At 43.1% G+C, this 19,751-nt stretch carries 15 protein-coding genes; 8 read left to right on the plus strand and 7 right to left on the minus strand.

Features of this window, described 5'->3' with window-relative positions; translation table 11 throughout:
* Positions 1-30 precede the first annotated feature (30 nt).
* The gene (locus AR334_RS24395) at positions 31-735 is read right to left on the minus strand and encodes a response regulator transcription factor (protein ID WP_066319996.1); all 705 of its coding nucleotides are present in this window, start codon (positions 733-735) and stop codon (positions 31-33) included.
* 157 nt (positions 736-892) lie between these two features.
* On the opposite strand from AR334_RS24395, the gene AR334_RS24400 reads away from it, so the two are divergent.
* Entirely contained in the window at positions 893-2,962 is a 2,070-nt protein-coding gene (locus AR334_RS24400; RefSeq protein ID WP_066319999.1) for a sensor histidine kinase, read from the plus strand.
* Positions 2,963-3,136: 174 nt separating this feature from the next.
* The gene (gene fabF / locus AR334_RS24405; protein WP_066320002.1) at positions 3,137-4,375 is read left to right on the plus strand and encodes a beta-ketoacyl-ACP synthase II; all 1,239 of its coding nucleotides are present in this window, start codon (positions 3,137-3,139) and stop codon (positions 4,373-4,375) included.
* A gap of 61 nt (positions 4,376-4,436) precedes the next feature.
* Here the strand turns inward: fabF and AR334_RS24410 are convergent, their stop codons facing one another.
* On the minus strand, positions 4,437-5,519 hold the full coding sequence (locus AR334_RS24410; protein ID WP_066320004.1) for a branched-chain amino acid aminotransferase: 1,083 nt from the start codon (positions 5,517-5,519) through the stop codon (positions 4,437-4,439).
* Positions 5,520-5,771: 252 nt separating this feature from the next.
* Here AR334_RS24410 and AR334_RS24415 point away from each other — a divergent pair, with 252 nt between their 5' ends.
* The 5 genes from AR334_RS24415 to AR334_RS24435 all read left to right on the plus strand — a co-directional run bounded on the left by AR334_RS24415 (position 5,772) and on the right by AR334_RS24435 (position 12,605).
* Complete coding sequence (locus tag AR334_RS24415) at positions 5,772-6,140, plus strand: hypothetical protein (RefSeq protein ID WP_066320006.1); 369 nt, start codon at positions 5,772-5,774, stop codon at positions 6,138-6,140.
* Between the two features lie 229 nt (positions 6,141-6,369).
* On the plus strand, positions 6,370-7,218 hold the full coding sequence (gene licT, locus AR334_RS24420) for a BglG family transcription antiterminator LicT (RefSeq protein ID WP_066320009.1): 849 nt from the start codon (positions 6,370-6,372) through the stop codon (positions 7,216-7,218).
* Positions 7,219-7,527: 309 nt separating this feature from the next.
* Positions 7,528-9,471, plus strand: coding sequence for a beta-glucoside-specific PTS transporter subunit IIABC (locus AR334_RS24425; protein ID WP_066320317.1), 1,944 nt, complete (start codon positions 7,528-7,530; stop codon positions 9,469-9,471).
* Positions 9,472-9,645: 174 nt separating this feature from the next.
* Positions 9,646-11,082: a 6-phospho-beta-glucosidase gene (gene ascB / locus AR334_RS24430; protein WP_066320011.1), complete on the plus strand. Its 1,437-nt coding sequence runs from the start codon at positions 9,646-9,648 to the stop codon at positions 11,080-11,082.
* Between the two features lie 80 nt (positions 11,083-11,162).
* A complete protein-coding gene (locus AR334_RS24435; protein ID WP_066320013.1) occupies positions 11,163-12,605 on the plus strand; it encodes a glycoside hydrolase family 1 protein in 1,443 nt (480 codons plus the stop codon).
* Between the two features lie 69 nt (positions 12,606-12,674).
* Here AR334_RS24435 and AR334_RS24440 read toward each other — a convergent pair whose 3' ends face one another.
* On the minus strand, positions 12,675-13,262 hold the full coding sequence (locus AR334_RS24440) for a hypothetical protein (RefSeq protein ID WP_066320016.1): 588 nt from the start codon (positions 13,260-13,262) through the stop codon (positions 12,675-12,677).
* Positions 13,263-13,780: 518 nt separating this feature from the next.
* Here AR334_RS24440 and AR334_RS24445 point away from each other — a divergent pair.
* The gene (locus AR334_RS24445; protein WP_066320019.1) at positions 13,781-14,560 is read left to right on the plus strand and encodes an SDR family NAD(P)-dependent oxidoreductase; all 780 of its coding nucleotides are present in this window, start codon (positions 13,781-13,783) and stop codon (positions 14,558-14,560) included.
* A gap of 119 nt (positions 14,561-14,679) precedes the next feature.
* Here the strand turns inward: AR334_RS24445 and AR334_RS24450 are convergent, their stop codons facing one another.
* From AR334_RS24450 to nspC, 4 genes are all read right to left on the minus strand, one after another.
* Positions 14,680-15,813: a Ger(x)C family spore germination protein gene (locus AR334_RS24450; protein ID WP_066320025.1), complete on the minus strand. Its 1,134-nt coding sequence runs from the start codon at positions 15,811-15,813 to the stop codon at positions 14,680-14,682.
* Complete coding sequence (locus AR334_RS24455; RefSeq protein ID WP_066320028.1) at positions 15,800-16,903, minus strand: GerAB/ArcD/ProY family transporter; 1,104 nt, start codon at positions 16,901-16,903, stop codon at positions 15,800-15,802. Before AR334_RS24455 ends, AR334_RS24450 begins: the two co-directional genes overlap by 14 nt.
* Positions 16,893-18,389, minus strand: a complete 1,497-nt coding sequence (locus AR334_RS24460; protein WP_066320031.1) for a spore germination protein — start codon at positions 18,387-18,389, stop codon at positions 16,893-16,895. The genes AR334_RS24455 and AR334_RS24460 overlap by 11 nt, the downstream gene beginning before the upstream one ends.
* A gap of 233 nt (positions 18,390-18,622) precedes the next feature.
* Positions 18,623-19,750, minus strand: a complete 1,128-nt coding sequence (gene nspC, locus AR334_RS24465) for a carboxynorspermidine decarboxylase (protein ID WP_066320039.1) — start codon at positions 19,748-19,750, stop codon at positions 18,623-18,625.
* Between the last annotated feature and the right edge of the window lies 1 nt (position 19,751).

Below are 19,751 nucleotides of genomic sequence, written 5' to 3' on the forward strand. Positions count from 1 at the left end.
AAAATGGAAGATTTTTATTTATCAAAAAAGTTATTTTAATAGCTTAGAAAAAGGCGCCGGACAGCAAAATTTATAGCCGAAGCCCCTTACCGTTTGAATATATTGTGGACTTTTTGGGTCATCCTCAATCTTTTTCCGGAGTGTGCTTAAATTGACAAGCACTGTTTTTAAGTCTGCATCGGAACTGTATCCCCATAACAGCTCATATAACTGCTCGGCACTAAAAATTTGATTGGGATGCCGGGCTAAATAGAAAAGCAGCCGTTTTTCTTTGGTGAAAAGCTCGAGAAGTTTTCCATTTTTGTAGACGGTTTTATCAGAAAAGTTGATGGTAAGATTACCGAGAGTCAAGATATTTGAAGGTTGGGAGGGCATTCTTCTAAGGTTGGCCTTGATTCTAGCAACCACCTCTGGGGGATCGAACGGCTTGGTGATATAGTCATCACAGCCAATTTCAAACCCTTGAAGGATCGAGGTTTTGGTTTTTTCACCGGTAATAAAGATCAGAATGCCATCTGAGCGTTCCCGATACTTGCGGGCAAGGTCAAATCCGCTTTTATCCGGCAGCTTTAGATCAAGCAAAACAATAGTAGGAGTTACTTCTTCCATTAGTTTTAAACCATCTGCCGCATTTGTAGAAGAGTACACGGAAAATCCTTCACGCTCAAGATAAAGACGCAAAATTTCATTAGTCGAACAATCATCTTCGACAATTAAAATAGTCAAAGGTCTCATAGGACATCCCTCCTTCAAAAACAAATCTCTCATCCTATCTAAAATATAGCACAATGGTCGCATAGTCTTCCAATACTATCCAAAATGCAGTGACCAGCAGTGTCGAACCATGGTACTATTGAGGTAGGATGGAGTTTTTTGGAAAAGGGTGTTTTTGATGAAGTGGAAATTACCTGCTTTATTCATAATTTTCGTCATCATTAGTGTTTTTTTAACAATCCCTTTAGTATCAGTAGACACACATCACGCCGCTTATAACGGAGTGATAAAGGTTTCCGAGCTTTCAAAAGAAAATATTATCAATCTGGATGGGGAATGGGAGTTTTATTGGCGCCAGCTCTATACGCCCAATGATTTCCGCCAGAATCGTCCTCCGGCATATCAGCAGTTTGTAGATGTACCGCATACATGGTCTGGCACAAAAATGGCGGGTAAGGAGTTGCCGCGCTTCGGTTACGCAACCTATCGTTTACAAATCATCCTTCCGGAATTAGAGTTTGGAACGGTGAAAGCCATCTATATGCCAAGTGTCGCATCCGCTAATCGATTATGGATTAATGGAGAAGAGAAATCGAAGGACGGAATTGTCGGCACAAGCAGGGCGGCCATGGTTCCAGATAATAATCCGCGAGTGGTTACATTTTTGGCGGATTCCAACCCGATTGAGGTTATTGTTCAGGTATCTAATTTTCATCAGCGGAGAGGTGGATTTGATGACCAAATTCTAATCGGGGAACTGGAGCCGATCTTGGAGCACAGAGAGCAGAAGCTCATTTACCGAGCTATTATTGTTGTTAGTTTGTTTGTTATGGGATTGTCCCATATTGTTTTATTTCTATTTCGAAAAAAAGAGCTCTCTTTCCTCTATTTTGCCATTGTCTGTATCGTTGTTGCGCTTCGTGCTACCTTGCTGGAGGAGGAGCTTTCCTCCTATTGGTTAGCCTTTTTGGATTGGGAGCTGGGCACAAAACTGGAGTACCTTGGTGCGACATTTGGGGTTTTGTTTATTGGATTATTTACCGGTACACAGTTCCCGGAGGAAATGAATAGCCGGGTGAAAAACCTAATGACCATTGTATTTGGCTGCTATAGCTTGTTTATCATTGTAACCCCGGCAATTATTTATACGAGAACAATGGTCCTGTTGCAGGTGCTGCTTATTCTTGCAGTGATATATAACATTTACGTTTATTTGAAGGCGGCACGACGAAAACGGGAAGGAGCCCTGTTAAATACCCCAGCCATTTTCATTCTATTTGTGACTGTAGTGAATGATACTTTGTTTTTTAACAAACTGATTGATACGACTGAATTATCGTCTGTTGGGCTATGTTTCTTTCTATTTACGCAGGCTATTATTCTATCTAAAAGATATTCTACATCCTTTACCCGTACGGAACAGCTGTCACACCAATTGTCATTGTTAAATGCATCGCTTGAGCAGCAGGTACGGGACCGGACAGTGGAGCTTGAGCAAATGAACCAGGAGTTGAATATAGCGAATCAAAGGCTGCATGAGGTCCAACAATCAAAGAACAAATGGATTCGTAACATTTCGCATGAAATTGCGGCACCGTTAACCAATATTCGTTCCTATTCGAAAGGGATGATGGACGGCGTTATTCCACCGGACCCAAAATATATGCAGTTAATCTACGACCAAAGTGTTTATTTTTCCAGGATGTTGCACGACCTTCACGATATCGCCGAAATGGAGAATAATCAAATCAAATTTGAATTCCATTTAGTAAATATCAGGGAATTTATCTACAGACTATTTGAAAAATATAGATATGATATGGAGGATCAGGGAATTTCCTTTACGTTTGTTGACTTGCCGCTCCCAAAGTCTGAGGTGCGATTTGTAAGGATTGATTCGACGCGAATGGAGCAGGTAGTGGTGAATCTATTAAAAAATGCCCAGCGTTTTGTGGGGACTGAAGGTAAAATTGCTTTGGAGCTGGCCGAGGAGAAGGCAGAGCAAATTACGATAAGGGTAAGGGATAACGGAGCAGGGATTAAGGAGGACGAACTTAGCCTTATATTCAATCGCTTTTATAAAAGCGGTACCAGAGGAAAACCGCATAACGGCTCGGGGCTCGGACTGGCCATTGCAAAAGAAATTATTGAGAACCACCAAGGAACCATAACTGTCCTGAGCAAAATTCAAGAAGGAAGCTGCTTTTCTGTTACAATCCCGTTGGTGGATGAAGCAGGGCCAATCTAGAACGATGTCTCTTTCATTTTCCCGTTTTGATGCATCGGAACCGTCCATGAAATCGGAGAAAATGGACAACTGATGCTGAAACCAAATGCTTGATTATTTGCGGTTTAACACCATACACCTTACAATGAATCCAATGGAATCGGCAAGAGTATAGGAAATGGAGAGGGATTGGAAATGAAAAAAAGAGTCGTGATTACCGGGCTTGGGGCAGTGACACCGTTAGGCAATGATGTTTTGACAACATGGGAAAATGTTAAAAACGGGGTGTCCGGAATCGGGCCTGCCACCATCTTTGATACAGACAAAGTCGATGTCAAAATTGCAGCGGAAGTAAAAGGGTTTTCACCAGAAGAATTTATGGATAAAAAGGAAGCAAGAAGGATCGGCCGTTACAGCCAATTTGCAGTGGCCGCAAGCAAGATGGCCGTAAAAGATGCAGGCATTGAAATCGGTGTCGATATTCCCGCCGAGCGGGCAGGTGTTTGGATTGGCTCCGGGATTGGCGGATTAGGCGAGTTCGAGGAGCAGCACCGAAAGTTTATTGAAAAAGGGCAAAGACGGGTCAATCCATTTACCATTCCGATGTTTATTCCCGACATGGCCGCAGGACAGGTTTCGATCGAATTGGGGGCAAAAGCGATAAACAATTGCTCGGTTACCGCATGTGCTTCTGGGGCAAATTCGATTGGTGATGCCTTCCGGGTGATTCAAAATGGGGATGCAGACCTGATGATCTCCGGCGGTACCGAAGCCACGATTACCGCCATGACTGTTGCCGGGTTTTCCAATATGACTGCCCTTTCGAAAAATCCCGATCATCACAACGCAAGCAGGCCTTTTGATAAAAATCGCGATGGCTTCGTAATCGGTGAAGGTGCGGGAATCGTGATTTTAGAAGAGTTGGAACATGCGTTGGCACGGGGCGCTCGTATCTATGGAGAACTGATTGGGTATGGGGCGACAGGGGATGCTCATCATATCACGACCCCAGCACCGGAAGGAGAAGGGGCCCAGCGAGCGATGAAGCAGGCATTGGCAGATGCCGGAATTTCACCGGAACAGGTTGACTATATCAATGCACATGGAACGTCGACTTTTTATAATGATTTGTATGAAACGCTCGCCATCAAAGAGGTTTTCAAGGAGCATGCCTACCAGTTGGCCATCAGTTCAACGAAATCGATGACAGGACATTTGCTTGGGGCTACCGGGGCAATTGAGGCGATCTTTTCGCTATTGGCCATCAAGGAGGGGATCATCCCGCCGACGATTAATTACGAAACACCTGATGAACAGCTTGATTTGGACTATGTCCCAAACAAAGCAAGGGTGAAAGAAATCAATGTGGTCCTATCAAACTCATTGGGATTTGGCGGCCATAATGCCTCACTTATTTTTAAAAAATATAGCTAGCACAAAGTGCCTGACCTTCGCTGTAGAATCAACGGAAGTCAGGCACTTTTTAGCAGAAACGTTAAACTTCAACAGCAGCAACTTTGACTGTCCATCCAAACGGATCTTCCAGTTTCCCGTACTGGATGTCTGTAATCGCATCATATATACGTTTTGACAGTTGTCCGATTTTTTGATCATTAACGGTAATGGTCTTGCCGTTCCAGGTTAATTGCCCAACTGGCGAGATGACAGCTGCTGTGCCGGCACCAAACACTTCCTCAAGTTCCCCGCGTTCATGTGCCTTGAAAATTCCTTCAATAGAGATTCTGGCTTCACGGACAGGAAGTTCCCAATGCCGTATTAACTCGATAACCGAATCACGCGTCACCCCAGGCAAAATGCTGCCATTCAATTTCGGGGTGACCACTTCGCCATTTATTTTGAAGAAAATATTCATGCTGCCGACTTCTTCAACATATTTATTGTCTTTCGCATCAAGCCAAAGAATTTGTGCGTACCCATTTGCCTCCGCTGCTTCTTGGGCTTTCAAGCTTGCGGCATAATTTCCGGCAGTCTTTACATGGCCGACGCCTCCAATCACAGCCCGGACGTATTGTTCTTCGACATGGATCTTAACAGGGCTTAATTGGTCGCCATAATAAGCGCCTGAGGGTGAAAGAATGATTAACAATTTATATTCGCGTGCAGGCCGAACCCCAAGGTAGGGCTCAGTGGAAAAAATAAACGGGCGAATGTAGAGGGAAGTCCCTTCACCCTCCGGAATCCAATCCTTTTCCACTGTAATTAATTGTTTAAGGGCCATTAGGAGGAAATCCTCATCGATTTGCGGAATACAAAGCCGATCACATGAACCGTTCAAACGCTTCATATTTTTTTCTGGCCGAAACAGCTGAACCGATCCATCCGGTGCCTTATATGCCTTCAGTCCTTCAAAGATAGCCTGTCCATAGTGGAAAACCATTGCAGCCGGATCAAGTGTCAATGGCTGATAAGGAACAATCCGCGGGTCATGCCAGCCGAGGTCGGCATGGTAATCCATTTCAAACATATAATCAGTGAAATACCTCCCGAAACCAAGTGCAGTGGAATCAGGTTTAGACTTTAATACTTCTCTCTCAATAAAGGCAATATCTTGTTTCATCACCAAACCTCATCTCCCAATATTAATATAATATTCAGACTACGCTAAATTCTGAAAAAATACAAGACCACAGGGAAGGTTCTCGACATACAAATTTAGGAAATAGGGACTAGGAGAATGATCCCCTATGGTTTGGTGTATTGACACCGTCCAACAGTTGCAAACTATAATGTTTATATACTACATTCATGTTGAATCTTAATCAGCTTTTTTTCGTATATAAGTGTACAAGATGATAAGGGGAGATTGATCATGTTCCTAGAAGAACTTAGGGAAGAGGAAAAACTGGCATTTTTGGAGTTGGCTGTGCTAATGGCATCGATTGATGGAAATCGATCGATATTTGAAAACACCATTCTTGCTAAATATAGGAAAGAAATGGGGATAGAGGATTATAAAACGAAAGGTCTCGCAATCGAAGATATATTAAAAGTTTTCCAAACAGAACGCTCCCAAAATATCGTCCTGGCAGAACTCCTGCAGTTAATCTATGCCGATGGGGTGTTTCACAATAAAGAAAGCGAGTCCATTCGCCTGATTAAGGAGCACTTCGGATTTAATCCTGACGAATACGGAAGCTTCAAGGACTGGATTGAGAAAATAAGGGAACTGTCCAATTGACTTTCTAACTGAAGCAGAAAACCATCCAATTACTTTTCCTTGACATGCTCATACCCCTATGTTAAAAACAGACTTAGAAACGTTTTCATTTTAAATATGGATTGTTACTGTTCGGCAGGCAAAACCTAAGTTTGTGGTAGAATGACAGAAGTGTTATTCTTTTTTCAAATTTGGGTTTTTTATATTTTTATCAACACTTTTCAAATAATTCAATCAAGGGCGAGTGGAAATGAAAATAGAAAAGATTTTAAACAACAATGTGGTCGTGTCGAGAAATGAATCAAAACAAGAAATTGTCGTCATGGGCCGAGGTTTGGCTTTTCAAAAAAAGGTCGGCGAGTCGGTCGACCCGTCTAAAATAGAAAAGACCTTTTTCTTGGAGAACCAGGGAATTTCCGAAAAGCTTGCCAAATTATTGAAGGATACATCTGAGGTGTATTTAAACATTTCGTCGAAAATCCTAGACTATGCCCAGTCCCAGCTGCCTTATAAATTGGATGAATACTTATATGTGGCGTTAACGGATCACATCAGCTTTGCCATCACCCGGCATAAACAGGGAATTCATTTGAAAAATCCGCTTGTATGGGAAATCCGCAAATATTATAAGCCGGAATATCAAGTTGCCATTAAGGCCATCGACATTATTGAACAAGAAACCGGAATTCGCCTGACAGAAGACGAAGCCGCAGCGATCGCCCTGCATTTGGTCAACAGCCAGCTCTCCGGAGAGAATATGGCCGCTGCCATTCAAATCACCGAAATGGTCAATACGATTCTTAACATTGTCAAATACCATTTTAAAATGGAATTGGATGAGAGCTCGATTAATTATGAACGGTTCCTGACTCATCTGCGTTTCTTCGCAATCCGATTTATCCGCAAAGAGAAATTGGAGGAAACGGTCGACCAGTTTTTCTATGAGCAGATTAAGCAAAAATATTCGGAAGCTTATGCATGTACGGAAAAAATTGCCACCTATTTAGACAATCAATTTCATTGTAATCTGACAAGGGATGAAGAAATCTATTTAACAGTTCATATCCATAGGGTAACCAACCGGCATAAACTAAAGTAATCTGAATATCTCGAAATTTGTCGAATGAACGGTTGACACCGATGAAAGCGTATGCTAAATTATAAATATAAACTTCATATCAACCCTTTTTATTAGGATTGTTACTGATTATGCAGGCAAAACCTAAATTGCAACCGTCATCATACTTTGGCGCGCAGTTTAGGTTTTTTTGTTTTTCAGTAGCGAATTGAAGGAATGTTACCTTAAGTGGGCATAACCTGATCTAATCCGTTTGACACTATTTTAATGGTGTTATATGGATTAGCTCAGGTTTTTTTATTGAAAAAATTTAAGAAAGTAGGGGAAAAAATGAAATACGAGCAATTAGCCAAAGACATCATTCAAAATGTCGGCGGAAAAGAAAACGTTAACAGTGTTGTTCACTGTATCACACGCTTGCGCTTCAAGCTAAAAGATGAAGGCAAGGCCAATACAGAGGTTTTGAAAAATATGGATGGCGTCGTTACCGTTATGAAGAGCGGCGGCCAGTATCAGGTTGTAATCGGCAACCATGTACCTGATGTGTATAAGGCTGTTACAACGGTTGGCGGCTTCCAGGCTCAGGGGGCAGTTGACGAAGAGGAAGAGGATGGCAAAAACCAAGGAGCGTTTAACAAATTTATCGATATCATTTCCGGTATTTTCACTCCTGTTCTGGGTGTATTGGCCGCTTCTGGTATGATTAAAGGCTTTAACGCATTGTTCTTGGCACTTGGCTGGCTATCTGATAAATCAGGAACATACCAAATCTTAAACGCGGTTGGTGATGCGTTGTTCTACTTCTTCCCGATCTTCCTTGGTTTCACAGCCAGCAAGAAGTTCAAAGGAAATCAGTTTATCGGGATGGCCATTGGTGCCGCATTGGTGTATCCGACGCTTTCAGGTTTAACTCAGGGCGATCCATTGTACACCTTGTTTGAAGGGACCATGTTCCAATCCCCGGTTCATATTACATTCTTGGGAATTCCAGTTATTTTAATGAGTTATGCATCTTCGGTTATTCCGATTATTCTTGCCGCCTATGTTGGTGCAAAAGTTGAAAAATGGCTTGCAAAAGTCATTCCTGATGTAGTCAAAACATTCTTGGTGCCATTCTTTACATTACTTGTTGTTGTTCCATTAACATTCATTGTCATTGGACCAATTGCCACATGGGCAGGTCAGCTTATAGGACAAGTAACGCTTTGGTTGATTAATCTAAGCCCTGTCATCGCAGGTCTTTTCCTTGGTGCTTTATGGCAAGTATTTGTTATTTTCGGCCTTCACTGGGGCCTTGTACCGATTGCGATTAATAATATGATGGTAATGGGTGAAGATCCAATCCTGGCCATAATTTTTGCCGCATCCTTTGCCCAAACAGGGGCTGTACTTGGCGTTTGGTTAAAGACAAAAGACAAGAAGCTTAAATCACTAAGTATTCCAGCATTCATTTCCGGTCTTTTCGGTGTTACGGAACCGGCGATTTACGGTATAACGCTTCCTAAGAAAAAGCCGTTCATCATTAGCTGTATTGCCGCTGCTGTCGGTGGAGCGATTGCTGCCATCTTCAATTCGAAGAATTACATTTTGGGCGGACTAGGTATTTTTGGTTTCCCGAACTTCATAAGCCCTAAAGAAGGAATTACAATGGGACTATGGGGGGCTGTCATCGCCGTTATTGTAGCGTTCATTCTTGGTTTTGTTCTCACGTATTTATTTGGATTAGGAAAAGAAACAACAACGGAACCATCAGCTCCAGAAAAAAAGAAAGCTGATCAAAATCCTGCTGGAGCTACTGGCAAAAAAGAAGTCATTGCAAGCCCATTTAATGGCGAAGTGAAGCCGTTAGCTGAAATTAAAGATGCTGCATTTGCATCTGGAGCGCTTGGCAAAGGCGTAGCAATTGAGCCATCTGAGGGTAAATTATTCTCACCTGTTTCCGGTACTGTTTCTGCATTGTTCCCAACAAACCATGCAATCGGGATTACTACGGATGACGGTGCTGAAATTTTGATTCATATCGGCATGGATACCGTTCAATTGGAAGGTAAGCATTTTTCAGCCCATACTACTCAAGGCGTCCGCGTTGAAAAAGGCCAGTTGTTGATCGAGTTTAATATTGCCGGAATTAAGGCTGCCGGTTATCCTGTGACAACACCAGTTGTTGTGACGAACCATACGCAGTACGAAATTGTTCCAGGATGTGAGAACGCAGTCAAAGTTGGTGACATCTTACTAGAGGTTAAGGCGAAATCAAATTCTGTGGCCGTTTAATCAGAAAAATTGTGCTAAACGACAGTAAATTAGTGTTATTCGACAGTAAAAGGTTGGCATGAGCCAGTTACTGAGTGCCATCCGACAGTAAAGGTTGGTTATCCGACAGTAACCGGGTACCACCAAACAATAAAAGAAGGGAAGGTGCCACTTTCCCTTTTATAGTGAGGAGTTTTGAACATGACGAAATTTCCTGAAGGCTTCCTATGGGGTGGCGCGATTGCCGCCAACCAAGCGGAAGGCGGTTATTTAGAAGGCGGCAAGGGACTGACAACAGTTGACCTGATGCCAACTGGCAAAAGACGCTTTGATGTATTAGTGGGAAAGCTTGATTCCTTTGAACCGATTGCCGGTGAATTTTATCCATCCCACGAATCAATCGATTTTTACCATCGTTATAAAGAGGATATCGCGCTGTTTGCTGAGATGGGCTTTAAAGCCTTTCGCCTTTCGATATCTTGGGCCCGGATTTTTCCAAACGGTGATGAAACCGAGCCGAATGAGGCCGGGTTAAAGTTTTATGATGATGTATTTGATGAGTGTTTAAAATACGGGATTGAGCCGGTTGTGACAATTGCCCACTTTGACGTGCCAGTTCACCTGGTGAAAGAGTATGGCAGCTGGAGAAACCGTAAGCTCGTGGAATTATTCGAAAAATATGCTGTGACGCTCTTTAAGCGTTACAAAGACAAAGTGAAATACTGGATGACGTTTAACGAGATTAATATGCTGCTGCATTTGCCGTTTGTTGGGGCCGGACTTGTTTTTAAAGAAGGAGAAAACAAGCTGCAAATTCAATACCAGGCAGCGCACCATCAGTTGGTTGCCAGTGCATTGGCGGTAAAAGCGTGCCATGAAATCATTCCGGATGCGATGATTGGCTGTATGCTCGCAGGCGGTGCTACCTATCCTTATACCTGCAATCCGGATGATGTCTATGCAGCGATGGAAAAAGATCGCGAGTCGTTCTTCTTGATTGATGTTCAGTCACGTGGCCAATACCCAGGCTATGCAAAACGGTTCTTTAAAGAAAATAATATTACGATTGAAATGGAAGCCGGGGACGAAGAACTTTTAAAAACTGGCACAGTTGATTATATCGGCTTTAGCTATTATGGAAGTCGGGCTACCAGTACCGACCCTGAAATTTCAAGCAACATTTCAAAGAACAATGTGTTTGCCTCGGTCGAAAATCCATACTTGGAAAAATCTGAATGGGGCTGGCCAATCGATGCGAAAGGCTTCCGCTATACATGCAACCAGTTGTACGATCGCTACCAAAAGCCATTATTCGTTGTCGAAAATGGATTGGGTGCAGTTGATGAAGTGACACCGGACGGGCAGATTAATGACGATTACCGCATCGAGTACCTGAGAAAGCATATCGCCGAGATGGGCGAAGCAATCCAGGACGGCGTCGAAATTCTTGGCTACACAAGCTGGGGCCCGATTGACCTCGTCAGCGCCTCAACCGGCGAAATGAAAAAGCGTTACGGCTACATCTATGTCGACAGGGATAACGAAGGCAGCGGCTCGTTGAAGCGCTTGAAAAAGAAAAGCTTCGGCTGGTACAAGCAGGTCATTGCATCTAACGGGGAAAACCTTGAATAAAAACCAAAAGGACGGCCTTCTGGATCTTTAGAATCCTAGAGAACCGTCCCCATGGCTTACTCAAAAGGAGGAACTAGGAAATGACTCAAAACACCAAGCGATTTCCAGAAGGATTTTTGTGGGGCGGAGCTACGGCTGCAAACCAATTGGAAGGTGGCTTTCATGAAGGCAATAAAGGACTAAATATTGCAGATGTTTTGCCTGGAGGTAAGGAGCGCCTGAAAATCCTGGCAACACCTGGATTTGATTTTGAAATTCACGAAGACAAATATACTTATCCAAACCATGAGGCGATCGATTTCTATCACCGTTATAAAGAAGATATCGCCTTGTTTGCAGAAATGGGCTTTAAAACGTTTCGTTTGTCCATCGCCTGGACGAGAATTTTCCCGAATGGGGATGAACTGGAGCCAAATGAAGAAGGATTAGCCTTTTATGACCGCGTACTTGATGAATTGCACAAGTATGGCATTGAGCCGCTTGTGACCATCTCTCACTACGAGATGCCAGTTTACCTTGTGAAAAATTACGGCGGCTGGAGAAGTCGTGAGGTTGTGACTTTCTTTGAGCGCTATGCAAGAACAATTTTAACTCGCTATAAGGATAAGGTTAGGTACTGGTTAACTTTTAACGAAATCAATTCCGGGTTACACATGCCGATTATGGGCCTCGGCTTTGCGATTCAAAAGGAAGAAGACAAGTACCAGCCTACTTTCCAGGCTTATCACCATCAATTTGTGGCTAGCGCCTTGGCGGTGAAAGCATGCCATGAAATCATTCCGGAAGCCCAAATCGGCTGCATGCTGATTTATGCGCCTACGTATTCCTATGACAGCAACCCTGAAAACGTCATGAATGCGCTGCAGGAAAGCCGCTTCTTCAACAACTTCTGCGGCGATGTTCAGGTCAGAGGGGAATATCCGGCATTCATTAAGCGTTATTTTAAAGAACATAATATCAACCTTGAAATCCAGCCTGGTGATTTGGAATTGCTCAAACAGTATCCAGTTGATTTTATCAGCTTCAGCTACTATATGTCCCGTACGGACAAGAAGGTGAAATCTCCAGAAGAGCAAGGCGCAGGCAATATTATCGGCGGCGTGAAAAACCCATTCCTAAAAGCAAGTGAGTGGGGCTGGGAGATTGACCCAATCGGGTTAAGGGTTTCCCTGAACGAGCTCTATGACAGATACCGCAAACCGTTATTCATTATCGAGAACGGTTTAGGAGCGAAGGATGTTGTCGAGGCGGATGGTTCGATTAATGACGATTACCGGATTCAATACTTGCGCGACCACATCGAACAAATGGCCGAGGCGATTGAAGACGGTGTTGAATTAATGGGCTACACTCCATGGGGCTGCATCGATTTAGTCAGTGCTTCCACTGGAGAAATGTCCAAACGCTATGGTTTCATTTATGTCGACAAGCACGATGATGGTAGCGGCACATTGGAGCGGAGCCGCAAGAAATCGTTCTATTGGTATAAAAATGTGATTGGGACAAATGGGGAAGAATTATAAAGCTGTTCAAAAAGGAAAGCTCGGAAAAAGAGCTTTCCTTTTTCTTAGTGAGGACAAACCTAACAGCAGCTAATTTTCTTGGTGTTTTTTCACGCTTACCGCGAAGCGGCTGTTCGGGAGGTAGTGGACTTCTAATGGTTTTCCGGCGAGATTTTCTATGTAATATACCCTTGTTATGTCCTGATTATAGACGTCGATGGTGAGGTCGTTAAATTGCAGTTCCATTACATATTCCGGTCCAACATCAGAGTCATCATACTCTACATGTGTCGGAACGGCGATCAATTTTTCAAACTGTTTCAATTCAAAAGCCGTCTTATCCTTAAATAGCAGGATTGAGGTATCTACAAAGGAATAGCCGGCAGTAAAAATGACAGCTGTTGCAAGAAAGGATGCAATCCTACCAAACCAGTTTTTCGTCCCAATCATTAATCCGAAAAATATTAGCGAAAAGCAGAGGCACATACTGGCGGCACTGAAGGCACCAAAGATTTCCGACAAAATGAAATTTTCTTCAATCAGCTTGGAAATGCCCCAAAAAATAAACGTCAACACGAAAAACAGCATACCAACAATCATTGGTAGAACGGTAAAGGTATCCCTATTTTTTAGCCAAGAAAGACGACGCTTCTTTTTCAAAGTTGGCATGGGACTCACTGACATCGACTCCATCCAATTAGACTATATTTTGTTATCATAGCATATAAATTAGAACGCAAGACCGGTCCTTTTGACTCAAATTTTAAGGCGAAGAATTAGACCGAGTCCTATATATACAATAGAAAAAGACACCAAAACATGTTTGGTGTCTCTTCTCTTAAGAAATCGATTCAAGCATAGAATAACAACAATTTTGGGAGTATCGTAGCTAACCATCCTCTTCGGAATAGGCTTCAGTTGTTTTTGTGTCCCTGCACTCCCAGCATTCGGCTCTGTTCCTTTCCATAATTGATAATTCTGTCCCGCAAGAAATGCAGAAGTCCATGTGAAAAGTCCCCCTCCCTGGTAAAAATGTAATGGATTATATATGTATGCGGAAATGATGGCAGATATATCTCTCAAAGTTCGACAAAAGTGGTGGGACATGCAGAGGCAGACAACTTGTTAAAATATTTTGAAAGTATGATAATAGTAATTAAAGGAAAAACATGGACATACATCGAAAGGGGATTATTATGGAATTAGGTTTACAAGGAAAAGTTGCCATTATTACTGGCTCAAGCAAAGGGATTGGTTTAGAAACCGCGCTTCATTTAGTCAAAGAAGGTGCCGAAGTTACCATTTGTGCGAGAAATGAGGATCGCTTAAAGGAGGCGGCGGCCTATATTTTTGAAAAAACAGGTAAAGAGGTTTTTTACATAATCGCGGATGTCTCGAAAGAAGAAGGTTGCAAACGAGTGGTCGAATTAACAGTGGAAAAGTACGGCCGACTGGATATTCTGATCAACAACGCCGGTTCATTCCAAGCCGATCACTTTGAAAAAGTGGAAACCGAACTTTGGCAGCGGGATTTGGATTTAAAACTATTTGGTGCGATTCATTGTTCCCGTTATGCCGTACCATATATGCGACAGGCAGGGGGCGGTGCGATTGTGAATTTGACTGCAATCAGTGGAAAGACACCACCTGCTTCGTCAATGCCAACATCAGTAAGCCGCGCTGCCGGACTGGCCCTGACAAAGGCAATGAGTAAAGACCTTGGTAAGGACAATATTCGCGTCAACGCCGTCTGTATCGGCCTGATTCGCAGCGAACAAATCGAAAAGATGTGGAAACGGCAGGCTCCAGAAATAACTTGGGAGGAGTTCTCCAAAATGGAACGCGGGATTCCACTCGGCCGCATCGGCAATACAGATGAGGCTGCCAAAGTGATTACATTCCTTGTTTCAGATGCCGCATCCTATATAACCGGAACAGCGATGAATATTGATGGAGGAACGGCAGGGACGTTATAATTATTCGTTCATAGTTTTAGTGATTTAATGGCTTTTCGAGAAGTGAGGGGGTGCAAGGCACCACCCATATTAGCAGGGGATTAAAGCGACATGCACCTTTTCCCCTGTTTCCTATGCCTTTAATTGATTATTCCGGAATTGACCAACTCGAATTGAAGGTCGGCCTTTATTGGGACCTCCTTCAGGTTGATGTTCCTATATTTATCTTTCCAAAGCTTGTTGTGATGGACCCTTAATTCCTCCTCAAGCCCAAGGCCATCACAATTGGCCATCTGCAATTGGGCGATCATCGATTCGGCTGTCTTCGTCAACCCAGTTTTGATTTCATGAGTTAATTTGCTCATTACTTGCGGATCCGTTAATTTATCCTTTGGATACTCGGTGACACGATACTGAAGTTTAGCGGAAATGCGGGCAGATACAGACTTGTTTTTCGCTCGAACGGTGGTCTTTTGGCTGCCGCCTAGAATTTCTACGACTACATCATTTTTTCGGTCCTTCCCGATTTGGTGACTGGATTTTACAAAAAAAGAAATCTTTTGTTTTTGCTCTCCGCTGAGCACCATGTACATTTTTGATTCCGGAATCGATAGTTTTCCAGTCATTTTTCCATTATTGAATAACGCCATTCCGGCCGAAACGGCACGCTTGTGCTTTCGATCCAGTTTCAAAAGCGGCAGCAGGGGGTCTTTTGTGTAATGTAATAGTAGCGGGCGGACGGATTGGACATTATAGTTCGTGTAAAAGCCGGTCGCTATACCGCTTTTTAAAAATTCATCATAATATTGAGCGTTTAAATCAGCCTCCTCCTGATTAATGCTGACCGCATCGATGGCCTGTCCTTCAATGATGGCAACCTTCGAACTTAAAGCGCCTTTGGGATTTCGGTAAATATGATCGAGTTCCGGGTAAATTCCCTTTCTTGCGGCTTTTTCACCGAATAGGATAACATGGGCTTTGGAAATGTCAATTCTCTCGGAGATTCTAAGGTCGGCATGCAGCAGCGAATCCATTGCCGTTTCACCGGTGGTAGAGAGAATCGTACTTTTCGGAGCTGCCGGCGCATTGGACGTTCCACTTTTTCCTTTGCTGATTGGGTAGGCTGCACTGGTGACGATTTCCCCCTTTGAATTCAAATCATATCCAAGCAGCAAGATTAATTTTTGTTCCTTTAACAGTCGCTGGTCCCAGCAACCGCATAATAAAACAGATAGGGAGATGAATAAGACAAACCGCATGCTAGTTTTCCACATCGATTTCCCCCCTTTGCTTTTTCCGAAATAGAAAGGATATGAACAGCAGGGCTGCAGGAATGACCATCAAGAAGATCAAACCTGTATAGGTGGCGTACTTTGTCAATTTCGTGATTTCCTGTACACTATTAAAAAATAAGGCTGCCACAAAACATGTAATAGCCGATAAATAAACATAGGACCGGCGTGGCCATTTTTTAAAAAGAGAAGCACCGGCCATGGAAGCGCCGTAAAGGTAGCTGATGAACGAAGTCCCGACAAGAATGATCCAGAAGGAAATGAGCACCAAGTCGGGCCGTTCAATAATGGTAAAAGAAAACGACTTTAACAGATAAAGAACAGGCTGAGGCAATAACACCAGTTCATTCCCGCTGAAGAAAAAGAGGCAGGTAAAGGTAATGAATGCGTAAAAAAGCGTGATAAATACGTTTGCCAAAGTAAAAACTTTCATCTTTTCCCGGCCCGTCGAAATGACAAACGGGGCGATGAGAAGGAAGAGCTCCATTCCCTGCCATGCCAACGTGGCATGTGTGGCCCCATTGATAATGTTCATTAGTCCGGAATCTCCCACAGGCATAATATAATGTAGATTTCCATCTTTAAATGCGATGGGGGCAACGACGATAAACGCTAAAATAACAATGGTAGCTATAAAATAAAACCTGGCAATCACCCGCAAATTTTCAGTGGCAATGTAGATCCCAATAGAAACCATCAATAACAGGATGACCCAATAAGGAGTATAGATGAGCATCCATTTCTTTAATATCGAGACAAATAAAACGAGAATCGTTGTCCCAGTTAATAAAAAGTAGCCTGCATAAATAAGCGTCAAACAGCGGCCAACGATCTTACCCAGCACAGTTTCGAGGATGGTGAATAAATGCTGTTTGGGAAACCGGTTCGCTAAAAGGATATAAAAAATAACAAACAGCTCCATAAATACCCCCGTAAGCAAGAGAGACAACCAGCTATCCCCTTTGGCATAGTTGTGAATCTCATGGGGGAGTGACAGAAAGGCTACCCCGATTTGCGTTTGAATTAAAAAGGTAAACATCTGAAGTTTAGTTATTTGAGTTTCAGTTTTCATTGTTTTGCCATCTTCTTGGACGATAGAGTCGCCGTTTATTTTTTACATGTAATTCTCGCGGCCGATCCTTTAACAGCCAAATTGGAAAGCGGATGATGGCATCCTTCATTCCTTTGAAATTAAACGGAGCAAGTGGCGTAAAGTATGGAGTACCCAATGATTCCAGCTTGCAAAGGTGGCCAACGATAAACATTAAAGAAAAAATGATTCCGACAAACCCGAAGGTAGCGGCAGAAAGCATGATGGGATAGTTTAAAATTCGCACGGTATTGCTCATTTCATAAGAAGCAATCGTAAAGGAAGAGATGGCTGTCAATGCGATCACGATAACCATAATATTGGACACCAAGCCTGCTGACACAATCGCATCCCCGATAATCAGACCACCGACAATACCAATTGTTTGCCCAATCGGCGTTGGCAGACGAATTCCAGCTTCCCGGATCAGCTCGATGGTAAATGCCATAATCATCGCTTCGATTAGCGGCGGAAACGGGATGTTCTCGACAGAGTTTTTTACTAGTACTAAAATTTCCTTCGGGATAATCTCAAAATGAAAACCGATAACAGCAATATATAAGCTGGGCAGCAATAAAGAAATAATAAAGCTAATTAGCCGCAGGAAACGAAAAAAGGAACCGGTAATGATTCGGCTGTTATAGTCGTCCGTTGTTTGAAAAAAGGAAAAAAACGAGACAGGCAGAACAAGCACATCCGAGCTTCCTTCCGCCATTACTACGATTCTACCCTCAATAAGCTGGGCAATCGCCCTGTCCGGCCTCTCAGTATAAAGCAAATGAGGAAATGGGGAATATGGCACATCCTCCAGTAACTCCTCCAAATACCCGGGGCTAAACGTCATGTCGATGGACAGGGTAGAAATTCGCTCCTTCAGTTTCCTTACGAGTACCGGGCTGGCGATTCCATCTATATACACAATCGCAATCTGGTTATTTGTGTATTGGCCAATCCGCTCATAATGAATCCTTAGGTGTCTACTTTCAATCCCCCGTCTGATAAAGCCAAGGTTGGTTGACAGGTTTTCAACAAAGCCGATGTGTGAACCTCGCACCGTTTTTTCACTATCGGGTTCAACCGAGCTGCGGGTATTTTCCTTCACGGTATTAAATGAATAAAGCTCCTCGCACCCAAGAACAACGATTGAATTACCTTGAATCAAGGCGTTAATCGAATCTTTAAGCATGATTTTGCTTTTTGCTTCAGCAGTAAGTGGAATTTGTTCAACTTCTAGATCCCGATATTTCATTAAAGGAAATAAAATGCTTCGCTGAATTTTCTCCAAATCGGAAATAACGGCTAAATATAATAGGACCCCTTGTTTGTTGTTGAATGAGAGCGGAACCCTCATTAAATCTTCGGTATTGCCAAACGCACGCTTGATGTAGGCAACCCGGTTCTCGAACGTGGCATCATCCTCGGCAGTAGGCAGGACATTTTCATTATTAGAAACGGAGGAATGGCTCATAGTTAGACCCCTTAATATGGTATATACATTTAAAGTTTTGGTAAAATTGCTTATTTTATTCTTATATTGGAGAATGAAGTGAATTTTTGGGTTTCGAGGGAGATGAAATGCTTAAAATGAACTGGAAAAACGGGGACCAAGAGGGACTCAACGTTCAAAAAAAATCCAGCAGTTCATTTTAAACTGCTGGATCTTACTAGTACATTGATTATAATAAGAAGCGTCTATGCCTTTTAGGCTAATCTCATCTTAAAATCTTGATAGCCGAATTCACGTACGACCGTACAATCGCCATTTTTATCGCGAACAGCAATGGCTGGTAACGGCATGCCGTTAAACGTTGTATTTTTTACCATAGTATAGATGGCCATGTCGCCGAATACCAAACGGTCTCCGCTCTTTAGCGGCTCATCAAATGAGTAATCCCCGATGACATCGCCTGTCAGGCAGGTCTGGCCGCCAAGGCGGTACGTATAAGGCTTCTCGCCAGCTTCCCCTGAACCAAACAGAGGAGGGCGGTAAGGCATTTCCAATACATCCGGCATATGGCATGTAGCCGAAGTGTCAAGAATCGCAATGTCGATTCCGTTCCGATGCAAGTCAAGAACGGAGGTAATCAGGTAGCCGGCATTAAGCGCAACAGCTTCGCCTGGCTCAAGATATACTTCCAGTCCATACTTTTCTTGCATTCTCTTAATGCAAGCTTCTAATCTTGGAATATCATAATCTTCTCTTGTAATATGGTGGCCGCCACCGAAATTGATCCATTCCATTTGTGGAAGCCACTCTCCGAACCGTTCTTCAACTGCATTTAGAGTTGTCTCTAAATCATCGGAGTTCTGCTGGCAAAGTGTATGGAAATGCAGACCTGATACGCCGTCAAGCAAGTCAGGACGGAAATCTCCTGCCTTGACGCCAAATCGGGAACCTGGTGAACATGGATCGTAGATGGCATGTCCAATTTGGGTCGAGCATTCAGGATTAATGCGCAAGCCTACTTTTCTGCCGCCTTGCAGCGCTTTTTCTTTAAATTTTTCCAACTGTGAAAAAGAGTTAAAGATAATATGATCACAAATCGAGATAATTTCATCGATTTCATCATCACGGTAGGCCGGGGCAAAGACGTGATTCTCTTTGCCCATTTCCTCGTGGCCGAGCCGTGCTTCAAATAAACCACTTGCAGTCGTTCCGCTTAAATACTTACCAATGAGGGGATACATGGTTGTCATCGAAAAAGCCTTTTGTGCCAAGACAATCTTGGCTCCTGTCCGCTCCATAACGCCGTTTAGGATTTTAAGGTTTTTTTCAATAAGCCCTTCATCGACTACATAGCATGGTGTAGGTAGTTCTTCAAACCGCATG

This window comes from Bacillus sp. FJAT-29814 (genome assembly GCF_001510715.1).
Classification (GTDB): Bacteria; Bacillota; Bacilli; order Bacillales; family Cytobacillaceae; genus Neobacillus.